This window comes from Lentzea sp. NPDC054927, assembly GCF_053610285.1.
Window position 1 is genome coordinate 152,782 of sequence record NZ_JBSGXZ010000006.1, and the last position, 18,681, is coordinate 171,462.

The window sequence follows — 18,681 nt, forward strand, 5'->3', positions numbered from 1 at the left end:
ACGGACGCCGTGTCCGGTGTGGACAGTTGCGTCGTCGTGGTGACGGCACGTTCCGCTGGGATGCCACGGCACAGCAGTACATCTACAACTGGCAGACCAAGGGACCGACCGCCGGGTACACCTACCGGATCGGCGCCAGGCTCGAGGACGGCCAGGTCCACTTCGTCACGGTGGGACTGAGGTGACCGAGCTCGCCACGCTCGACGCCACGGCGCAGGCAGATCTCGTGCGCCGTGGCGAGGTCACCGGGTTTGCTGTCCGATGTGGACGGCGCTATCCCTGCACGACCGGATAGATCTCGTCGGCGACGAGACCGTGCGCTTCGCGGTGCACTCGGTGCGCGGCCTCCGCGTCCGGGGCCTCCACCAGGCAGAACACCTTGCCCGCCTGGTCGTCGACCCAGTAGTTGAGGTACCGCACGCTGTGCTCGTCCTGGGTGCGCAGGTCGGCCTCGTGGGCTTCCGCCACGTCCTTCGCTGTCGCGCCATCGGGCAGTGCGTTGTGAACATCCATGAACAACATCGGGGCCTCCTCTTTCCGAGTGTTCGGCGAGGCTAGGCCGCACCGCGTTCCCCGAGCGTTCCCACGCCGGCCGACGTAGGGTCGGCCCATGCCAACCACCTGCCAGGTGCGCGTGCTCGGCGGGTTCGGCGTCACAGTCGACGACCAGCCCGTCCCGTCCCACGCCTGGCGCAGCCGGCGAGCCGCCGACGTGGTGAAACTCCTGGCGATCGAGACCGGACACCGGCTGCACCGCGAGCAGGTCATGGAGCTGCTGTGGCCGGGTCTGCCCACCGAGGCGGCGGGGGCGAACCTGCGCAAGGCCGTGCACTACGCCCGCCGGGCACTCGGTGGCCCCGGCTCGATCGGCGTCGAAAGCCACGTTCTGGTGCTGTGGCCGGACGGTCGCCTCGACTGCGACCTCGCGCGGTTCGACCGGGCCGCGGACGCCGCGCTGGAGTCGGGCAACGCTCGGGCGTGCGCCGCCGCGGCCGCGGCATACGGCGGGGACTTGCTGCCGGACGACCGGTACGAGTGGTGGGCGGAGGAACGGCGGAGCAGGGCGAGGACCCGCTACATCGAGTTGCTGCGGACCGCCTGCGACTGGACCCGGCTGCTGGAGCTGGACGAGACCGACGAAGAGGCGCACCGTGCGATCATGCGGCGCCATCTCGCGGCCGGGCGGCGTCGCGAAGCGCTACGCCAGTTCGAACAACTCCGTGCGGCGCTGCGGGAACGCATCGGCGTCGGGCCCGACGCCGAGACGGTCGCCCTCTACGAAACAGCGTTGGCCGAGGGTGCCGAACCGCCGTCGGTGGCGCAGACGGTGGCGGTGACCCTCGCCAACGGGCTGGTCGCCTGGGGACGACGCAACGTCGAAGAGGCCGAGCGACTGGCCAAGAGCGCACGTGCGCTGGCACTGGACGCGAACCTCGGGTACGAGTTGGGCGAGGCGTCCACGCTGCTGGCGCTCGTCGCCTACGCGCGAGGCACGTGGCACGAACAGTTCCGGCAGGAGTTCTCCGACTCCGTCCGGCGGTCCGCGAATCTGGAAGGCGCCGTGTTCGACGCGCATCTGTGTTTCCAGGAGTTCTATCTGTACGGTCCGGACGGCCATGAGGGCGCGAAGTCGTTCGGCCGCGACCTGCTCGGCATCGCGACCGAGGCGGACTCGCCGGCCGGCCGGGCACTGGCCCACCTGCTGCTCGGTGAGTTCGCGTTGCTGTCCGGCCACCTCGACGAGGCATGTGAACATCTCGAGCAGTCGCTGACGGACGCCAAGCGGGCAGGTTGCCTCTCGGCACAGAGCATCGCGCTCGAACGTGCCGCGGAAGCGAACGTCCGGCGCGGAGACCGGGTCGTCGCCGTCGCTCTGCTCGACCGCGCTGTGCCGCTCGCTCACTCGTCGGCCATCCGGTCCCACCTGGTCATCCGGATCCACGGACTGCGCGTGCTCGCCGCCGGCGGGCTCGTCGAGGCGCTCGGCGCGGTCCGCGATGGCGAACGCATGCTCGACGAGGCGACGCATGTGTGCGACCCGTGCTCGATGGCTTTCCGGATCGAGGCGGCACGGGCCTGCGCCCGTGCGAACGAGCTGGGCCGGGCCCGGCGGCACCTGGCCGACGCGGAACGGATCACCGGACTGTGGCAGGGCGGCCCGTGGTCGGCCGCGCTGTGGGAGATCCGAGCCGAACTGCGCCGAGCAGCCGGGCAGACCACCCAGGCGGCCGCGCTGTTCCTCGAAGCGGCCGAGCTCTACTCCACCCTGCGCAGGCCGATCGAGGAGACCCGCTGCCGAGCCGCTGCCGGACGATCCTGAGGTCCGCGCCGCGTTCGTGTCCTATCTGGAGTGGGCACGATCCTGCGTTGCACGGCAGGGACATACCGCGGGATTCCATTGTGGCGGTACGGGTTCACACGGAGGACTGTTCCGCACTCGACGAGCGAGCGCACGAGTTCGATCTTCGCCGGCCAGGACTCGAACACGGCGAGTCACCCACTTCGAGAGGCCGAGCCCACCCGCGTCAGCAGGCCGGGCCGGCTCTGCTCCCCCACGGCAGAGCCGGCCCGACGAATCGACACCCCCACCAGCGCCCCCACGCCTGACGATCTGGAACAAGCCTCGCGCGTCGACGCGCCGTGCAGCTATTGGCGGTTACGCCAGGTCGGAACCGCCGCCGAAGCTCGACCGCACGAACGTCACCGCCGCGCCGACCCGTGACGCGACGCCGAGTTTGAGAATGATCCTGCTGACGTGGGCGCGGACGGTCCGTTCGCTGATACCGAGCCGCCGCGCGATCTCGCGGTCGGTCCTGTCCTCGGCCAACTCCCGCAGCACTTCGTATTCACGCGGACTGAGCATGCGCAGCTCTCCTTCGCACGGCGAAGAAGGAGCGCCTGTACCCCCACGGCCAACCGGGAGGCGAACCTCGCCCGGTCACCGAAGCAGAACAGACGACCCTCGTGGTCGTGTTCAGTGTGCCAGCTCAACCGACATCCGCCACGGCTTGTGCCGCTCCCGGTCACCACACCGGCACAAGTCTCCCAGTGCCACTCTTACGCCACGGGAGTCACCAGGATTCCGTTCAGCGGCGATCGTGACGGCCAGGAACAGATGCGCCACCAACACCAACGTGGTCCGGCGGTACCACGACGTCCAGGCGTCCGTTCTAGGGTGGGCGGATGAAGGTTCTGTCCATCCAGTCGGTCGTCGCCCACGGGCATGTCGGCAACTCCGCCGCCGTGTTCCCGCTGCAGCGCCTCGGGGTCGAGGTCGTCCCGATCCCCACGGTGAACTTCTCCAACCACACCGGGTACGGCGCGTGGCGCGGTCCGCTCCTGCCGCCGTCGGACGTGGCCGAGATCCTGCTCGGGGTGGAGGAACGCGGAGTGTTCCCGCAGGTCGACGCCGTGCTGTCCGGCTACCAGGGCGGCACGGGCATCGCCGATGTGATCATCGACGCGGTGCGCAGGGTGAAGGCCGCGAACCCGGCAGCGCTCTACGCGTGCGACCCGGTGATGGGCAACGCCAAGTCCGGCTGCTTCGTCGCACCCGAGATCCCCGTGCTGCTGCGCGACCGGGTCGTGCCGGCGGCCGACATCATCACCCCGAACCAGTTCGAGCTGGGCTTCCTCACCGACACCGAGCCGGTGAGCGTCGAGGAGACGCTGGCGTCGGCCGACCTCGCCCGCGCCATGGGCCCGTCGACCGTGCTGGTCACGAGCGTCGAGCGGCCCGATCGGGAGGAGGACACGATCGAGATGCTCGTCGTGGACACCGCCGGGTCGTGGCTCGTGAGCACCCCGCACCTGCCGTTCAAGGCCAACGGCTCCGGCGACGTCACGGCCGCGCTGTTCACCGCCCACTACGTCCAGACCAACGACGCGGCGCTGGCGCTGGAGCGCACCGCGTCCAGCGTCTTCGACCTGATCGACCTGACCTACCGCTCCGGTGAGCGCGAACTGCGGCTGGTGCAGGCCCAGGAGTTCTACGCGACGCCGCGGATGCAGTTCAAGGCCGAGCAGGTGCGCTGAGCCCGAGTCGCGCGCGATCGCCACGCAGGACGACCCGCGACCGCTCGACCGCCACCCCGCGCAGGTCGGTGCCGAGCCACGAGACCGACAGCACCGGGGTGGCGGGCCGGACGTCGAGCAGCCCGGCGACGCGCGGGAGAGTTGCGTGCGCTCTCACTTGCGATGCTCGAGTTCCGTCAGATCGTGATGAACCCGTCAGTCCACTGATCTTCGTCGAGCGCGTACTCATCGATGTAGAAGCACTCCGGCTCGTCCCGGAACCCTTCGAGCTGGCTGGCACGATTGATCCGCGCCGTCGCCTGCTCCCGTGTGGAATAGACGCCGAGGAGCTTGACGTCGTCACCTTCTTCCTCGTCGGCCCGGAACTCACCGTCATCGGAGAAGTGCCGGGTTTCCCCGTCCTCGCCCTCAGCAACGTGATGCACGTGCCAGAGCAGAAAAACTCGGTCACTCATCGGCTCTCCCACAACCAGACATGTAGCCGGTCCGATTAACCGTGGTCCGGCCGAGCACGCGTCCATCCTCGTCTTTCGGCGACGAATCGTAGTACCGGCGGATGCTCGCAAGTCGACGCTTTTTGGCAATGAATTCCGGAGAGGCGCGACGAAGCCCCAGGCGTAGTGGACAACCGGGACGTGTGGCGCCTGGCACGGGTGAAGTCACCTGTCGTGGTTACGGCGCTCACCCGAATGCCGTAGCACTTAGCCGCTGCGGATCCTGCTAGACCCCGACGGCGTCGCTTCCTCCTTACAGCCGGCCTGGCCACCTTCGTCGTGGCCGCGCTCGTGACTTGGTTCTTGTGGCCCGTTGACCAGCGGCCAGCCGAGCGCGCCGTGGACGTTCGTCTGGCGGGCCGACCAACCGTTGCCTGACGACCACGTGCTCTACCTCGTCGACGACTCCGGCGACGGCAGCGGGTACGACCCCGCCGTGGACGACTCCACAGCAGTCACCAACGCCCACGTCCGGGTCGCTGAGATGTCCGCCGACCGTCGCACCGGCACGGTGTCGGTGGACCACCTCAGCTTCAAGTCGTGGTTCGAAGGCGTCATCAGCGCAACTTCCAACGCGCTGGGCAAGTTCTTCGGCACCCGAGCGGACGCACCGAAGTGTGAAGGCAAGGCGCCCGAGTGGCTGGACGACACCATCTTCCTCGACGACATCAACGGCCCGATCAGGGTCTGCGTCGGCGCGGATCCGAAGAACGCCGCGGTCGCGGTGGTGAAGATCGCCAACAATCGAGGCGGAGCAATGGTGGTCAGCTCGCCGGTCACGCCGTCGTGGGCTTGGCAGCGGCTGTTCAGCGATCAGCAAACGCCGCCAAACGTGCACTGGGCAGAGTGCTCGCCATCGCCGAGATCACCTTCGTGACCACCGACGCCGCCACGACGCTGATGCTCGACGCCGGTGCGTTCACCGTCACCCTCTTCACCAAGGTCAAACCAAAGGCCACTCCACCAGCTGGCGGGACCGTGGTCAGATTCGACGGCATCGGTGAGTCGACCCTGCGACTTACCGCCAAAGACCTGCTGGCAAAGGGTTACACCGACAAGGGAAACCAGTACCAGGGTGCCAACGCTCCCTGCGTCCGCTACAGCAAAGATCAAGGATCACCGGGGTTCAGCGTCGAGTCGGCGACCGGACGCGTCCTGGCCATCAGCGTCTCTGGAGCGGACCGGACTGCGCGTACCGAGATCGGCGGCATTCGCTCGGGATCCACATTGGACGATCTACGCAAAGCGTTCGCCGGGTACCGGTTCGAGGAGCACCTCGCCTTCGACTGCTGAACACTTCACTGGTCGAGTGCTCGATCACCGGCGAAGTGCTCGCCATGGCCTGCGCGACGAATGCCTCAACATCCACCCGTTCTGGTCCCCCACTAAGTCGCTCTCACGCGTCTGGTGTCGTATGCCCACATCGCGATCTCGACGCGGTTGCGTGCGCCGAGCTTGGTCATCAACGATGCGACGTGGTACTTGACCGTGCTCAGGCCGACGAAGAGCTCGGTGGCGATCTCGGCGTTGGTCCGGCCCCGTGCCACCAGCGCGAGCACCTCCTCCTCGCGCTCGGTGAGCGGGTCGATGGGCTGGACCGGTACCACCGGCGCCTGGCCGGCGAAGATCGCCAGCAGCCGACTGGTGACGTTGGGGGCGATCAGCGCGTCCCCGTTGGCCGCCGCGTGGACGGCCTGCACGAGGAGCGCCGGGCCGGCGTCTTTGAGCAGGAAGCCGCGGGCGCCGGCGCGTAGGGCGCCGAGGACGTACTCATCGAGGTCGAAGGTGGTGATCACGACGACCGCCATCGGGTCCGTCACGTCTGACCCGGCCAGGCGCCGCGTCACCTCGACGCCGTCGAGCCCAGGCATCCGGATGTCGACGAGGAGGACATCAGGACGCAGCCGGGTCGCCAGGTCGAGCGCTGCGAGCCCGTCTGCTGCCTCCCCCACGACCTCGATGTCGGGTTGCGCGCCGAGGATCGTCACCAGCCCGATCCGGACCAAGTCCTGGTCGTCGGCTACGACAACACGGATGCTCATCCCAACGCCTCCACCGGCAGCACGGCCTCGACCACCCAGCCACCCTCAGGCCCCGGCCCCGCGGAGAGCGATCCGCCGAGGAGCTGGGCACGTTCGGCCATGCCCAGCAGGCCGAACCCGGGCTCCGGAGCTGGCCGCGGCTCGGTCTGTCCATCGTCGCTGACACGCAGCCTGACGGCGCCGCCCTCCCGGCGTACGTCGATCCCGACGCGGGTCGCGCTCCGGGCGTGCCGCACGGCGTTGGTCAGCGACTCCTGCGCGAGCCGATAAAGCGCGGTGTCCACGGGTCGTGCCAGCCGAGTCAACGAACCGTCCAGCGAGACCTCGACGGTGGGCGTCGCGTCGGCGCGCGCCAGAGCAGGCAGGTCCGCCACACCCAGTTGCGGTGAGTAGGCGACGGCTTCCTCCTCCCGCAGCACCCGCACCATGGATCTCATCTCCGCCAGGGTTCGCGACGCTTCGGACTCGATCACGGCCAGGAACTCGGCAGCCTTCTCAGGCTGGATGCCGGCGACCACACCACCGGCCTGCGCCTGCACCGCGATGGCCGAGACGTGGTGGGCCACTGTGTCGTGCAGCTCGCGCGCCAGCGCCACCCGTTCCTGATTGCGGATCTCGCGCTGTTGGCGATGCCAGAGGTCCGCGCGGTAGCGGACCACCGCCGCGAGGGCGACGAACAACAGCAAGAGGACGCTCCCGCCGAAAACGTCGGCCCAGCCCGCGGAGGAGGCGTACGTCCCCAGCGCGACGACGACCGTCACGAACGCCGTCCCCAAGACCATCTCCCGTCCCGAGCCCCACCGCACCAGGGAGTAGAGCAGGATCAGGACGGCCATCGTGGAGTAGAGGCCGAGTTCCCCGGCGTGCGCAATCAGCTGGAGGACCGAGAGCAGCCCGGCGACGCCCCACCCGACCAGGGCGGCCATCAGGGGGCGGCCCCGCCGCCAGAGCAGGGCAGGCACCAGCGCCAGGGCGAGCACCGTCACAAGGGGTTGCCAGGCCAAGCCCGGCCGAGCGATGCCCTCGACCAAGGTGGCGGCCACGACCACACCCACCAGCAGCCAGTCGAGCCGACCGATGGGTGGGGCGTCAGCAGGCCGCGGCTCACGCCAGATGGAGCGCCAGACAGTGACCACGGCACCAGCCTAGGGATCGGCGTGCCTCGGTGTACCCGCCGAAAGAACAGGAGAGAGACCATGCCATCGGCCAGGCGAACCTCAGCCTCCGGGCCGGGGCGCCCGCCGCCGGGTTCAGCGATCGTGGGCCTACCGATCCTCACCACGAACAACGGAGCCCATGATGAGAACACGTCAACCCACCACCGCCACACTGGAAGACCAGCGGATCTCGGTGAGAGCCAAGCTCGCCGCTACGTGGACAAGCTTCATGTTCCTGTACGCCTATGTGGACATTCTCAACTTCTTCACTCCCGGCGTCATCCAGGACATCCTCAACGGCAAGGTCTTCGAGTTCGACCTCTCCCAGACCTTTTCGACCACGGCGCTGACCCTCGTGGCCATCCCGATCCTCATGGTCGTGCTGTCGATGACGCTGCCCGCCCGGGCGAACCGCATCACCAACCTCACTGTCGCCTCGCTCTACGTCCCCGTCACGGCATTCAACGCGGTGGGCGAGTCCTGGCTGTACTTCTACGGCCTTGGCGTCGTACTGGAATTGATCCTTCTCGCCCTCATCGTGAGGTATGCCTGGACCTGGCCCCGCACCGCGCCGTCGGCGACCATGGCGACCAGCCCGGACCGTGAAACCGTTCGCGCCCAACAGCAAGCGTGACTCCAAGAGCACTCCCCCTCCTGTTCGGAGCCATCTGCCTCGGTGCCGCGGTGCGGGCCTCCTGGCGGTGGGACACCGACGTCGAGTCCGGCATCACGCCGGGCAAGCACGTCGTCGTCCTGGGCGACGGAGAACTGATCGCGGGACGCGACAAGGTCATCGCGCACATCGACTCGATCTGCTCGCAAGCTCGACGGCCGTGACGATGGTGCTCACGGTTCGGGCATCCCACCGGGCGCCTCCCAGCAAGCGCCGGGCTTCGAGCAACCGCCGAATCGTCCGTAGGTGTCACCACGGCCCTCGCCGGCCGTCGTGTCGGCGGGGGCGACGCCGGGGGCGTTGGCGAGGCGCAGCAACAGCGATTCGAGCAGGCTGCGGCGCAGGGCGTGGTGGACATCGAGAGGGCGGCGCCCGAGCGCCCGGTGTTCGTCCAGCAGTTGGAGTGCCGTCTGCTCGAGCCAGGAGGCGTCATCGGGGTGCGGGCTCAGCACGGCGGGCGCCTCGTGCGCGGTGAGCGGGGGTCAGCAGGTGGGCGGTGCCGAGCATCAGCACTGCGCGTGTCCGGGACGCACCCACAACCACTGGCCTGGGGCGATGGTCCGCGTGACGTAGTCGACATCGTGCAGGAGCTCGCCCGCGGTGACCAGGATGAGGTAGTGGAAGGTGGCGCGGCCCGGACGGGGCGGGTTCCACGGCCAGTCGTCGTGCTGGGCGAAGAAGTCTTCAACGGTGGTCACCTCAAGCCCGTACGGAGTGCCGACCGGGGACTGGAACCCGTACAGCCGAACTGCGGCCGGTCCAGCCTGACCGCGCGGCCCGGAGTGTCGGAGGAATTTCCCGGAGCCGGGCTGGAGCATCCCTTCGGCCCTGACTGGGGGTCTTCAAGGTACGAGGCAAGGTGTTCATGCTGATGACCGAGATCCCGGGGCGTCCCGTCGTGATCCTCAAAGCAGACCCCGGCGAGGCCCTCGCCCCCGCCGGCGGCTGAGCTCTCAATTGTCGGTGTCCCGTGCAACGCTCGCCACGTCCGCACACGTCCCGCCTCCCACCCGAGAGTCCCGATGGAACCGATCGAACCGACCCTGCCGCTCTTCGACGAGGAGCCCGCCCGGCCACTCGCCGACCGCCTGCGCCCCACCCGGCTGGAAGATGTCGTCGGGCAGGACCACCTCCTGGCCCCGGACGCCCCGCTGGGCCGCATGGTCGCCCAGCAGCGCCTCGGCTCCGCCATCCTGTGGGGACCGCCCGGCGTCGGGAAAACGACCATCGCCCGGCTCCTCGCGGACGGCAGCAACCTCGCCTTCGAATCGGTGTCCGCCACCTTCTCCGGTGTGGCCGAGCTGCGGAAGGTCTTCGCCGCCGCACAGAATCGGCGTCGTGTCGGCCAGGGCACCCTGCTGTTCGTCGACGAGATCCACCGCTTCAACCGCGCCCAGCAGGACAGCTTCCTTCCCTACGTCGAGGACGGCACGATCTCCCTGATCGGTGCCACCACGGAGAACCCGAGCTTCGAACTCAACGGCGCCCTCCTCTCCCGCACCCAGGTCCTCGTGCTCAAACGCCTCGACGAAGCCGCACTGTCCACGCTGCTCGACCGCGCCGAGCAGCTCACCGGCCACCGGCTGCCCCTGGACGACGACGCCCGTCGCGCCCTGATCGCCATGGCCGACGGCGACGGCCGCTACCTCCTCAACATGGCTGAACAGCTCCAGGCCATCCCCGACGTCGAGACTCCCCTGGACACCATCGCGCTCGCCCACCACATCCAGCAGCGCGCCCCGCTGTACGACAAGGCGCAGGAGAGCCACTACAACCTGATCTCCGCGCTGCACAAGTCGATGCGCGGCTCCGACCCGGACGCGGCTCTGTACTGGCTCGCCCGCATGCTCGACGGTGGCGAGGACCCGCTGTACGTGGCCCGCCGACTGGTCCGCTTCGCAAACGAGGACATCGGCATGGCCGACCCGCACGCGGTTCAGCAGGCGCTCGCCGCCTGGGACGTGTACGAACGCCTCGGCTCCCCCGAGGGCGAGTTGGCGATCGCCCAGGCAGTCGTCTACCTCGCCACCGCCCCGAAGTCCATCGCCGTCTACCGCGGCTTCAACGCGGCACATGACGCAGCCCGACGCACCGGCTCGCTCATGCCACCCGCCCACATCCTCAACGCCCCGACCCGGCTGATGAAGGACCTCGGCTACGGCAAGGACTACCAGTACGACCCCGATACCGCAGACGGCTTCTCCGGTGCCGACTACTTCCCCGGCGGCATGGACCGCGAGACGTATTACCAGCCCACCCAAAACGGCTACGAGGCCCAGATCACCGAGCACCTGCGCCGCTGGGCTGCCTCGCGTGCTCGCCGACAACGCGGATGACCCGCCGACAGCTACCGAAGCGGGTCGAATCAGGCGAATAAGCACGGTTTCGATTCGCTTGCTGCCCGCTCGGATCATCCTGAGCCTCGGCGCAGGCTGTACTTCGAGGTGCTGTGGCGGGGTGGCGAGCCGGCGGCGGGGATCGCGAGTTGTCTGGCCGGGGAGAGATTCGGGACGATCAGGTGGACAGCTCCCCCGCCTGGGCCCCGCTCATCGCCTCGCCCAGAGTCCCCCGGTACGCCCTGCGGTACCCGCTCGGCGTCGCGCCCACCTCACGACGGAACACCGACCGGAAGTTCGACCCCGTGCCGAAACCGGTGGCAGCGGCGATCCGGTCCACCGGCCAGTCCGAGGTCTCCAGCAGCCGCCGCGCGCTCAGCACCCGCTGCATCGTCACCCACCTCATCGGCGAGTACCCCGTCTCCCGTTCGAAGTGCCGGATGAACGTCCGCCGCCCCAGGTTGCTCCGCACCGCGAGCTGGTCGACCGTGATCGTGTCGCCGAGGTGCGCCATCGCCCACGACCGCACCGCGGTCAGGTCCGCACGCGCCGGGCTCAACACGTCGATGTACTGCGGTTCGGCGCCGTCACGGGCAGGAGACGCCACGACCTCACGTCCGGCCTCATGCGCAGCGGCGGCACCGAAGTCGGTGCGGATCAGGTGCAGGCACGCGTCGATGCCTGCCCCACCGCCCGCCGACGTGAGCAACGTGCCGTCCTCGACGAAGAGCCGGTTCTCCAGCACGTTCACCGACGGCCGCAGCACGCGCAACAGTTCGAGGTAGCGCCAGTGCGTGGTGGCGTCACGGCCGTCGAGCAATCCGGCGAAGGCGAGCGCGAACGTGCCGGTGCAGATGGCGGTGATCCGGGAGCCGCGAGCGTGCGCCTCGCGCAGGGCTTCGAGATGCTCGGCAGCGGGCGCGGTCTCCGGGTTCTCGTAGCCCGGCACCACGACGACGTCGGCCGGCTTGAGCTCGCGCACGACCTCGACGGCGTAGCCGGGCTGTGTCCCGAGCACGTGGGCCGGGATGCTGAGGTCGAGCGGGTACACGTCGGGCAGCGCGAGAATCGCGACGGTCAGCACGCACCCGACCGTACTCCGGGTGTCACGATCCTTGCGGTTTCCGGCACCAACACGGATCGTCTCCGCACGCGATCTTCGCAAGGCTCAGCAGCATGGAAACGCACAACCACGACGTGCCTTGGGAATCCGCCTACGGCTACGTGCAGGCGCTCAAGCACGGCGACACCATCTACATCTCCGGGCAGTTGTCGCACGACGGCGCGGACCTCGTCGCGCCGGCCCCGGTCGAGAACGGCAGGGCGACGAGCTTCGAGCAGATGGAAGCGCAGATGCGGCAGACCTACATCAACACCGCGAAGCTGCTCGAACGGTTCGGCGCCACGCTCGACAACGTGGTCGAGGAGGTCGTCTACGTGCTGGACATCCCCGCGGCGTTCGCCGTCGCGGGCAAGGTGCGCAAGGAGGCGTACGGCAGGCCCGACCCGCAGGTCGCGAGCACGCTCGTCGGCACGACCGGGCTCGCGTTCCCGGAACAGCTGGTGGAGATCAAGTTCATCGCCCGCGTGTGACCGACGGGTTACCGTGAACAGATGGCACTCGTGCACCCGCCCGGCCTGACCAGGTCCGGACGCACGAGCCGCGCGAACTTCACGTCCCGGCCCGCTCCCGGTGTGACGGTCCGCAGGAAAGCCCACAACCCGCACCTTCACGAAACCGAGCCGGCACTGGGCGAGGCGAGTTCTCCTGGTTTGCCCCGAGACGTCCTCCGGCGGCGTCACGAAAGTCCACGTGTCCATACACCAGGCATCTCACCACCACAATTCGGCGCCGAACACGAACTCGCCGACAGTAAGGGGCCGAACAGGTGATGTGTCCGTCGTCGCATCACGTAATGGCATCCACATCTTGAATGTGCCTTAGGTTAGCTTTACCTTGTCGACGCCCGTTCTGACCTGGGGGTGAGTCGAGGAGGACCGCTGGTGAGGCGTCGTGCACGCACCGTGACGCTGGTGGCAGCACTGTTGGCGTCGGCGTTGACTGCTTGCAGTTCAGCAGACGACCTGATCATTTACTCCGGCCGCAACGAACAATTGGTCGGGGCCCTCCTGGACCAGCTCGAGGACGCCGTCGGAATCGACGTCGAGGTCCGCTACGGCGGCAGCGGAGAAATGGCCGCGCAGCTGCTGGAAGAAGGCCAGGGCACTGAGGCGGACCTGTTCCTCTCGCAGGACGCCGGCGCGCTGGGCGCGGTCGGGGCGCAGGGCAGGCTGGCCGAGTTGCCCGCGGACGTGCTCGGCATGGTGCCGGAGAACTACCAGGCGCGCGACAAGCGTTGGGTGGCGACGAGCGCACGAGCCCGCGTGATCGCGTTCGACCCCCGCGTGGTCGACGAGGACGAGCTGCCCAAGTCGATCGACGAGGTCGTCGACCCGAAGTGGAAGGGCAAGATCGGCTACGCGCCCACCAACGGGTCCTGGCAGGCGTTCGTGACGTCGGTGCGCGTGCTCAAGGGCGAGGACTTCGCCAGGGAATGGCTGAAGAAGTTCGCCGCCAACGAGCCGAAGCGCTTTGACAACAACAACAACATCCTCAAAGCGGTCGACGACGGTCAGCTCCCGTTTGGACTGATCAACCACTACTACTGGTACGCCATGGTCGCGGAGAAGGGTGGCGAGGCCAACGTCAAGGCCAGGCTGCACCGGGCCGGCGGTGGTGATCCGCTCGCACTGGTCAACGTGGCCGGTGTGGCGGTGATCCAGGGCTCCAACCAGAGCGAGGCCGCGCAGAAGGCCGTGCGGTTCCTGCTGTCGGAGCGGGCACAGCGGCACTTCGCCGACGTGACCGCCGAGTACCCGGCCAATCCGGGCGTGAAGCCGGGCAAGCACCAGCTGCCGCCGATCACGGATCTGCAGGCGCCCGACATCGACCTCTCCAAGCTGTCGTCGCTGCAGGAGACAGTGAAGTTGTTGCAGGAAGCGGGGTTGTCCTGAGGCCCGCGCACCGGGCCGCACCTGCACTGACCACGCTTTCGCTCCTCGTCGCCGCGGTGGCCGTGTTGCCGCTGGCGTACCTGGCCGTGCGTTCGTTCGAACGCGGCGGAGGAGTCGTGTGGGACGTGCTGGCACGGACCCGGACCGCGGAACTGGCACTGCGCAGTCTATCGCTCGCGGTAGCGGTGACGGCCGCGTGCGTCGTGCTGGGCGTGCTCAGCGCGTGGCTCGTGACGCGCTCGGATCTGTTCGGGCGGCGGGCTTTCGGGGTGCTGCTGGTGCTGCCGCTCGCGGTGCCGTCGTACGTCGCCGGGTTCACCTGGATCTCGGTGGCGCCGGAGCTCACCGGGTTCGCGGGCGCGTTCGTGGTGCTGACGCTGGTGTCGTACCCGTACGTGCTGCTGCCGGTCGCCGCCGCGTTGCGCACGGCCGATCCAGCCGTGGAGGAGGTCGCGAGGTCGCTCGGCAGGACGAGTCGTCAGGTGTTCTTCTCCGTGACGCTGCGGCAGATCCGGCCCGCGACGCTCGCCGGCGGATTGCTGGTGGCGTTGTACGTGTTGAGCGACTTCGGCGCGGTGTCGCTGATGCGGTACGAGGCGTTCACCCTTGGCATCTACACCAGCTACCGGGCGACGTTCGACCGCACACCGGCCGCCGTCCTCGGGCTGGTCCTGGTGGTGCTGGCGGTCGCGTTGACCGTCGGTGAACGCCGGGCGCGCGGGGTGGTCGCGCTCCGCGGGCGTCGTCAGCCGCTGACCGTGCCGCTGGGGCGGGCTCGGGTGCCCGCGCTGACCGGGACAATGGTGTTGCTCGTGCTGACGCTCGGGGTGCCGGTCGTCAGCCTGGTGTGGTGGCTGGTGGTGGGTACCTCGACGTTCGAGGTGTCCGACCTGCTGGCGACCACCGGGAACACCGTCGCCGTGTCGGCGTTCGGCGCGGTGCTGACGCTGCTGCTGGCGCTGCCGGTGGGAGTCCTGGCGGCGCGCCACCAGGGCCGGCTCGCCAGAGGGGTCGAGCTGGCCAGCTTCGCGGGGCACGCGCTGCCCGGCATCACCGTCGGGCTGGCGCTGGTGTTCTTCGGGATCAGGTTCGCGCCGGCGCTGTACCAGACCATCCCCATGCTGGCGTTCGCGTACGCGGTGCTGTTCCTGCCCTTGGCTGTGGGAGCTGTGCGCACCGGCGTGGCGCACGCACCGCCGGTGCTGGAGGACGTCTCGCGATCGCTCGGCCACGGGCGTTGGCGGACAGGGCTGCGGGTCACCGTGCCGCTGTCCGCGCCGGGCATCCTGGCCGGCACCGCGCTGGTGTTCCTGACGTGTGCCAAGGAGTTGCCGGCGACGTTGCTGCTGCGGCCGACCGGGGTCGACACCCTGGCAACCCAGCTGTGGACCCGCACCGAAGTCGCCGCTTATGCCGCGGCGGCGCCGTATGCGGCGGTGCTGCTCGTGGTGGCCGCGATTCCCGCGGTGGTGCTGGACCGGTTCTTGCGCCAGGACGATTCGGGAGGTGAGCGATGAGCGGCTTGACGGTGAAGCGACTGGTCGCGGGCTACGGCGGCGAACCCGTGCTGCGCGAGGTCGACTTCGAGGTGCCGGAAGGCGGGTTGCTCGCCGTGCTCGGGCCTTCCGGGTGCGGCAAGACGACGCTGCTGCGGGTTCTCGCCGGCTTCCACCCGATCGCCTCGGGCGAGGTGTGGCTGGGCGAGCGGCAGCTGACCTCCGACGTACCACCGGAGCGGCGCGGGATCGGGATCGTGCCGCAGGAGGGCGCGTTGTTCCCGCACCTCAGCGTGGCGGGGAACGTCGGATTCGGACTCAGGCGTGGTGACCGCGGTGACCGGGTCGAAGAGCTGCTCGACCTGGTGGGACTGGGCGGGTTCGGCTCGCGGATGCCCGCACAGCTCTCCGGCGGCCAGGCGCAGCGGGTGGCGCTGGCCCGCGCTTTGGCGCCGCGTCCCGGCGTCGTGCTGCTGGACGAGCCGTTCTCGGCGTTGGACGCCGGTCTGCGCGAGGAGTTGAGGGCTGACGTTCGCGCGACTCTGAAGGCGGCCGGCGCGACGGCGTTGCTCGTGACGCACGACCAGGAAGAAGCACTGGGGATCGCGGACCACGTGGTGGTGCTGCGAGACGGTGCCGTGGCACAGTTCGCGCGACCGCAGACGATCTACGCATCGCCCGCCGATCTCGGGGTGGCGTTGTTCGTGGGCGAGGCGGTGACGTTTGCAGGCGTCGCCCGCTCCGGCCTGGTGGAGACGCCGCTCGGGACGTTGCCGACGTCCGGTGACGGTCCCGGCACGGTGTTGTTGCGGCCGGAGCAGCTGATCCTCGGCAGCACGGGTGTTCCGTCCACTGTGGACGATGTGCTGTTCCACGGGCACGACGCGACGGTTCTGCTGCGGCTCGCCGACGGCACGCGGGTGCGGGCGCGCGTGCAGGGCCGGATCTCGGTGCGGGCCGGGGACTCGGTCTCCGTGTCGGTCGACGGGACCGCCCTGTTCTTCGCGGGCACACCGTGACGGCCACCGCGGACCTCGGGTTCGCTGATCGTCTCGCGGAGCACGGCGACCGGCTCGCCCTGGTGACACCCGACGGCTCGCTGACCTATCACGAGCTGGACCAGCGGGTGAGCTCCGCGGCGGAACGGCTCGGCACGACGCGGCGGCTGGTGCTGCTCGCCGCGGAGAACGACATCGACTCGGTCGTGGCGTACCTGGCCGCGTTGCGCGGCAGGCACCCGGTCGTGCTCGCGTCCACCGCACAGGTTCCCGCTCTGACCTCCGCTTACGACCCGGACGTGGTGATCTCGGGCTCGTGGACGGAACGGCACGAGGGCACCGTCCACGCGCTGCACCCCGAGCTGGCACTGCTGCTGTCGACATCCGGCACGACCGGATCACCGAAGCTGGTGCGGCTGAGCGCGGACAACCTCGCCGCGAACGCCGCCTCGATCGGCTCGTACCTCGACATCCGGGAGACGGACCGCGCCGTCACTTCCTTGCCGCTGCACTACTGCTACGGCCTGTCGGTCGTGAACAGCAACCTCGCGCGCGGCGCCGGGCTGGTGCTCACCGGGCGATCGGTGATCGAGCCTGAGTTCTGGGATCTCGTGCGTTCCCACGGCGTGACGAGCCTGCACGGCGTGCCGCACACGTTCGGGCTGCTGGACGGCATCGGCTTCGAGTCCATGGACCTCCCGAGCCTGCGCTACGTGACGCAGGCCGGCGGGCGGCTGGCGCCCGCGGACGTGCTCCGGTACGCCGAACTGGGCGCCTCGCGCGGTTGGCGGTTCTTCGTGATGTACGGCCAGACCGAGGCCACCGCGCGCATGGCCTACCTTCCGCCTGAACTCGCCGCCTCGCATCCGTCCGCGATCGGTGTCGCGATCTCCGGCGGAAAGCTGCGCATCGACGACGGCGAACTCGTCTACAGCGGCCCCAACGTCATGCTCGGCTACGCCCACACGCCCGAAGACCTGACACTGGGGCGCACGACCTTCGAGCTGCGGACCGGCGATCTGGGAGTCGAATCCCACGGCCTGTTCTCGGTGACCGGCCGCAGGAACCGATTCGTGAAGCCGTTCGGACTGCGCGTCGATCTGGACCAGGTCGAACACTCGCTCGCCGCCGACGGCCTCCGCGTGGCCTGCACAGGTAACGACAGCGGCCTTGTCGTCGCGGTGCTCGGCGACGCGGACCGCGCGGTGAGGCTGATTCGCGCCCTGACCGGCCTGCCCGCGACCGCCGTTCACGCCTACGCCGTGACCGCCATTCCGTTGCTGTCCAACGGCAAAGTCGACTACCGGGCCGTCGCGGCACCGTCCAGCCGCGACTCGAACTCCGTGCGCGAGGTGTTCAGCTCAGTTCTCGGTGTGCGGTCGGTGCCGTCCGACGCAACCTTCAACTCGCTGGGCGGCGACTCGCTGCGCTACGTCCAGATGACCGTTCAGCTGCAACGGCTGCTCGGCGACCTGCCGCCCTCCTGGCCCACGATGCCGGTGTCGTCGTTGGAGGAGCTCCGCGCCAGGCACCGCCGCGTCCCGCTGATCGACACCACGATCGTGCTGCGGGCGTTGGCGATCCTGCTCATCGTGGGCTCACATGTCGGCTTCTTCAAGCTGCTCGGCGGCGCGCACCTGCTGCTCGTGGTCGCGGGCTGGAACCTCGCCCGATTCCTGGTTCCCCCCGACCCGCTGCGGATCCTGCGGGCGGCGGCGTTCATCGCGGTCCCGACCTCGCTCTGGCTCGTCTACCGGATGGCTGTCACGAACGACGTGACCATCGACAACGTCTTGCTGGTCAACAACTTCACCCGTGTCGGCGCTGCCGGGTACTGGTTCGTCGAGGTCGTCGTGCACGTCCTTGTCCTGTGCGCCCTGGTCTTCGCCGTGCCGGCGATCCGGCGCTGGGAACAACAGCACGGCTACGCGTTCGCGCTGGCATTGCTCGGCCTGACGCTCGCAACGAGGTTCACCGTCGAAGGCGACTTCTTCGTACGCAACATGACCACGCTCGGCGCCGCCTGGTTCGTGGCACTCGGCTGGCTCGCCCAGCGCTCCCCCGCGCTGTGGCAGAAGTGCCTCGTCGTGGTGGTGCTGGTCTCGATGGTTCCCGGCCGGATGGAGGATCTCTCGCGCGAGATCGTCGTGATCGCCGGCGTGATCCTGCTGCTGTCGCTGGCCCGCGTACCGGTGCCGCGCGGACTGCTCACCCCGGTGAGCCTGCTGGCCAGCGCGTCACTCTCCATCTACCTCACGCACTACGCGGTGTTTCCGCACCTGCAACCACAGATGCCGTCGCCGATCGTGTGGGCCGTGTGCATCGTGGTGGGGTGCACGGTGTGGCTCGGGATCGACCGGGCGGTCAGAATGGCGCGCTGACGGGAAAGTGTCCTGCACCCTGCGGGGTGCAGGACCCAGCCCCGACCGGGCTGA

General features: G+C 69.0%; 22 protein-coding genes. 13 read left to right on the forward strand and 9 right to left on the reverse strand.

Annotation, left to right across the window (positions count from 1 at the left end; genetic code table 11):
* The first annotated feature begins 26 nt into the window (after positions 1–26).
* Positions 27–185 (forward strand): PxKF domain-containing protein, encoded by a 159-nt coding sequence (locus ACWGE0_RS12480; protein ID WP_452260992.1) that lies wholly within the window; start codon positions 27–29, stop codon positions 183–185.
* Between the two features lie 88 nt (positions 186–273).
* Here the strand turns inward: ACWGE0_RS12480 and ACWGE0_RS12485 are convergent, their stop codons facing one another.
* Entirely contained in the window at positions 274–522 is a 249-nt protein-coding gene (locus tag ACWGE0_RS12485; protein WP_452260993.1) for a DUF4242 domain-containing protein, read from the reverse strand.
* 88 nt (positions 523–610) lie between these two features.
* Here ACWGE0_RS12485 and ACWGE0_RS12490 point away from each other — a divergent pair, with 88 nt between their 5' ends.
* Entirely contained in the window at positions 611–2,320 is a 1,710-nt protein-coding gene (locus ACWGE0_RS12490; protein WP_452260994.1) for a BTAD domain-containing putative transcriptional regulator, read from the forward strand.
* Positions 2,321–2,656: 336 nt separating this feature from the next.
* On the opposite strand, the gene ACWGE0_RS12495 is transcribed toward ACWGE0_RS12490, so the two are convergent.
* Positions 2,657–2,863 carry a response regulator transcription factor gene (locus ACWGE0_RS12495; protein WP_452260995.1) on the reverse strand — a complete coding sequence of 69 codons (207 nt, stop codon included), beginning with the start codon at positions 2,861–2,863 and terminating at the stop codon, positions 2,657–2,659.
* A gap of 320 nt (positions 2,864–3,183) precedes the next feature.
* Here ACWGE0_RS12495 and pdxY point away from each other — a divergent pair, with 320 nt between their 5' ends.
* The gene (gene pdxY / locus ACWGE0_RS12500) at positions 3,184–4,035 is read left to right on the forward strand and encodes a pyridoxal kinase PdxY (RefSeq protein WP_452260996.1); all 852 of its coding nucleotides are present in this window, start codon (positions 3,184–3,186) and stop codon (positions 4,033–4,035) included.
* Here pdxY and ACWGE0_RS12505 read toward each other — a convergent pair.
* Positions 4,013–4,192 carry a hypothetical protein gene (locus ACWGE0_RS12505; RefSeq protein ID WP_452260997.1) on the reverse strand — a complete coding sequence of 60 codons (180 nt, stop codon included), beginning with the start codon at positions 4,190–4,192 and terminating at the stop codon, positions 4,013–4,015. The genes pdxY and ACWGE0_RS12505 overlap by 23 nt on opposite strands.
* 19 nt (positions 4,193–4,211) lie before the next feature.
* Positions 4,212–4,490 carry a DUF7336 domain-containing protein gene (locus tag ACWGE0_RS12510; protein ID WP_452260998.1) on the reverse strand — a complete coding sequence of 93 codons (279 nt, stop codon included), beginning with the start codon at positions 4,488–4,490 and terminating at the stop codon, positions 4,212–4,214.
* A gap of 352 nt (positions 4,491–4,842) precedes the next feature.
* Here ACWGE0_RS12510 and ACWGE0_RS12515 point away from each other — a divergent pair, with 352 nt between their 5' ends.
* Entirely contained in the window at positions 4,843–5,406 is a 564-nt protein-coding gene (locus ACWGE0_RS12515) for a hypothetical protein (RefSeq protein WP_452260999.1), read from the forward strand.
* On the forward strand, positions 5,376–5,822 hold the full coding sequence (locus tag ACWGE0_RS12520) for a hypothetical protein (protein WP_452261000.1): 447 nt from the start codon (positions 5,376–5,378) through the stop codon (positions 5,820–5,822). The genes ACWGE0_RS12515 and ACWGE0_RS12520 overlap by 31 nt, the downstream gene beginning before the upstream one ends.
* Before the next feature lie 92 nt (positions 5,823–5,914).
* Here ACWGE0_RS12520 and ACWGE0_RS12525 read toward each other — a convergent pair whose 3' ends face one another.
* Entirely contained in the window at positions 5,915–6,571 is a 657-nt protein-coding gene (locus ACWGE0_RS12525; RefSeq protein ID WP_452261001.1) for a response regulator, read from the reverse strand.
* Positions 6,568–7,707: a sensor histidine kinase gene (locus ACWGE0_RS12530; RefSeq protein WP_452261002.1), complete on the reverse strand. Its 1,140-nt coding sequence runs from the start codon at positions 7,705–7,707 to the stop codon at positions 6,568–6,570. The genes ACWGE0_RS12525 and ACWGE0_RS12530 overlap by 4 nt, the downstream gene beginning before the upstream one ends.
* Positions 7,708–7,870: 163 nt before the next feature.
* Here ACWGE0_RS12530 and ACWGE0_RS12535 point away from each other — a divergent pair, with 163 nt between their 5' ends.
* Both ACWGE0_RS12535 and ACWGE0_RS12540 read left to right on the forward strand, forming a co-directional pair.
* Entirely contained in the window at positions 7,871–8,362 is a 492-nt protein-coding gene (locus tag ACWGE0_RS12535; protein WP_452261003.1) for a DUF6326 family protein, read from the forward strand.
* Positions 8,359–8,565 (forward strand): hypothetical protein, encoded by a 207-nt coding sequence (locus ACWGE0_RS12540; protein ID WP_452261004.1) that lies wholly within the window; start codon positions 8,359–8,361, stop codon positions 8,563–8,565. The genes ACWGE0_RS12535 and ACWGE0_RS12540 overlap by 4 nt, the downstream gene beginning before the upstream one ends.
* 9 nt (positions 8,566–8,574) lie before the next feature.
* Here the strand turns inward: ACWGE0_RS12540 and ACWGE0_RS12545 are convergent, their stop codons facing one another.
* A complete protein-coding gene (locus tag ACWGE0_RS12545; protein ID WP_452261005.1) occupies positions 8,575–8,853 on the reverse strand; it encodes a hypothetical protein in 279 nt (92 codons plus the stop codon).
* Between the two features lie 54 nt (positions 8,854–8,907).
* Positions 8,908–9,099 carry a hypothetical protein gene (locus ACWGE0_RS12550; protein ID WP_452261006.1) on the reverse strand — a complete coding sequence of 64 codons (192 nt, stop codon included), beginning with the start codon at positions 9,097–9,099 and terminating at the stop codon, positions 8,908–8,910.
* Positions 9,100–9,423: 324 nt separating this feature from the next.
* Between ACWGE0_RS12550 and ACWGE0_RS12555 the strand changes: the two genes are divergently transcribed.
* On the forward strand, positions 9,424–10,737 hold the full coding sequence (locus ACWGE0_RS12555) for a replication-associated recombination protein A (protein ID WP_452261007.1): 1,314 nt from the start codon (positions 9,424–9,426) through the stop codon (positions 10,735–10,737).
* A 178-nt stretch (positions 10,738–10,915) separates the two neighbouring features.
* On the opposite strand, the gene ACWGE0_RS12560 is transcribed toward ACWGE0_RS12555, so the two are convergent.
* On the reverse strand, positions 10,916–11,821 hold the full coding sequence (locus ACWGE0_RS12560; protein WP_452261008.1) for a GlxA family transcriptional regulator: 906 nt from the start codon (positions 11,819–11,821) through the stop codon (positions 10,916–10,918).
* A 92-nt stretch (positions 11,822–11,913) separates the two neighbouring features.
* On the opposite strand from ACWGE0_RS12560, the gene ACWGE0_RS12565 reads away from it, so the two are divergent.
* The 5 genes from ACWGE0_RS12565 to ACWGE0_RS12585 all read left to right on the forward strand — a co-directional run bounded on the left by ACWGE0_RS12565 (position 11,914) and on the right by ACWGE0_RS12585 (position 18,627).
* Positions 11,914–12,330 (forward strand): Rid family hydrolase, encoded by a 417-nt coding sequence (locus ACWGE0_RS12565; RefSeq protein ID WP_452261009.1) that lies wholly within the window; start codon positions 11,914–11,916, stop codon positions 12,328–12,330.
* 441 nt (positions 12,331–12,771) lie between these two features.
* On the forward strand, positions 12,772–13,752 hold the full coding sequence (locus ACWGE0_RS12570; RefSeq protein WP_452261010.1) for an iron ABC transporter substrate-binding protein: 981 nt from the start codon (positions 12,772–12,774) through the stop codon (positions 13,750–13,752).
* Between the two features lie 56 nt (positions 13,753–13,808).
* Positions 13,809–15,269 carry an ABC transporter permease gene (locus tag ACWGE0_RS12575; RefSeq protein ID WP_452261011.1) on the forward strand — a complete coding sequence of 487 codons (1,461 nt, stop codon included), beginning with the start codon at positions 13,809–13,811 and terminating at the stop codon, positions 15,267–15,269.
* Positions 15,266–16,267, forward strand: coding sequence for an ABC transporter ATP-binding protein (locus ACWGE0_RS12580; RefSeq protein ID WP_452261012.1), 1,002 nt, complete (start codon positions 15,266–15,268; stop codon positions 16,265–16,267). Before ACWGE0_RS12575 ends, ACWGE0_RS12580 begins: the two co-directional genes overlap by 4 nt.
* Positions 16,264–18,627 (forward strand): non-ribosomal peptide synthetase, encoded by a 2,364-nt coding sequence (locus ACWGE0_RS12585; protein WP_452261013.1) that lies wholly within the window; start codon positions 16,264–16,266, stop codon positions 18,625–18,627. The genes ACWGE0_RS12580 and ACWGE0_RS12585 overlap by 4 nt, the downstream gene beginning before the upstream one ends.
* Positions 18,628–18,681: the final 54 nt, after the last annotated feature.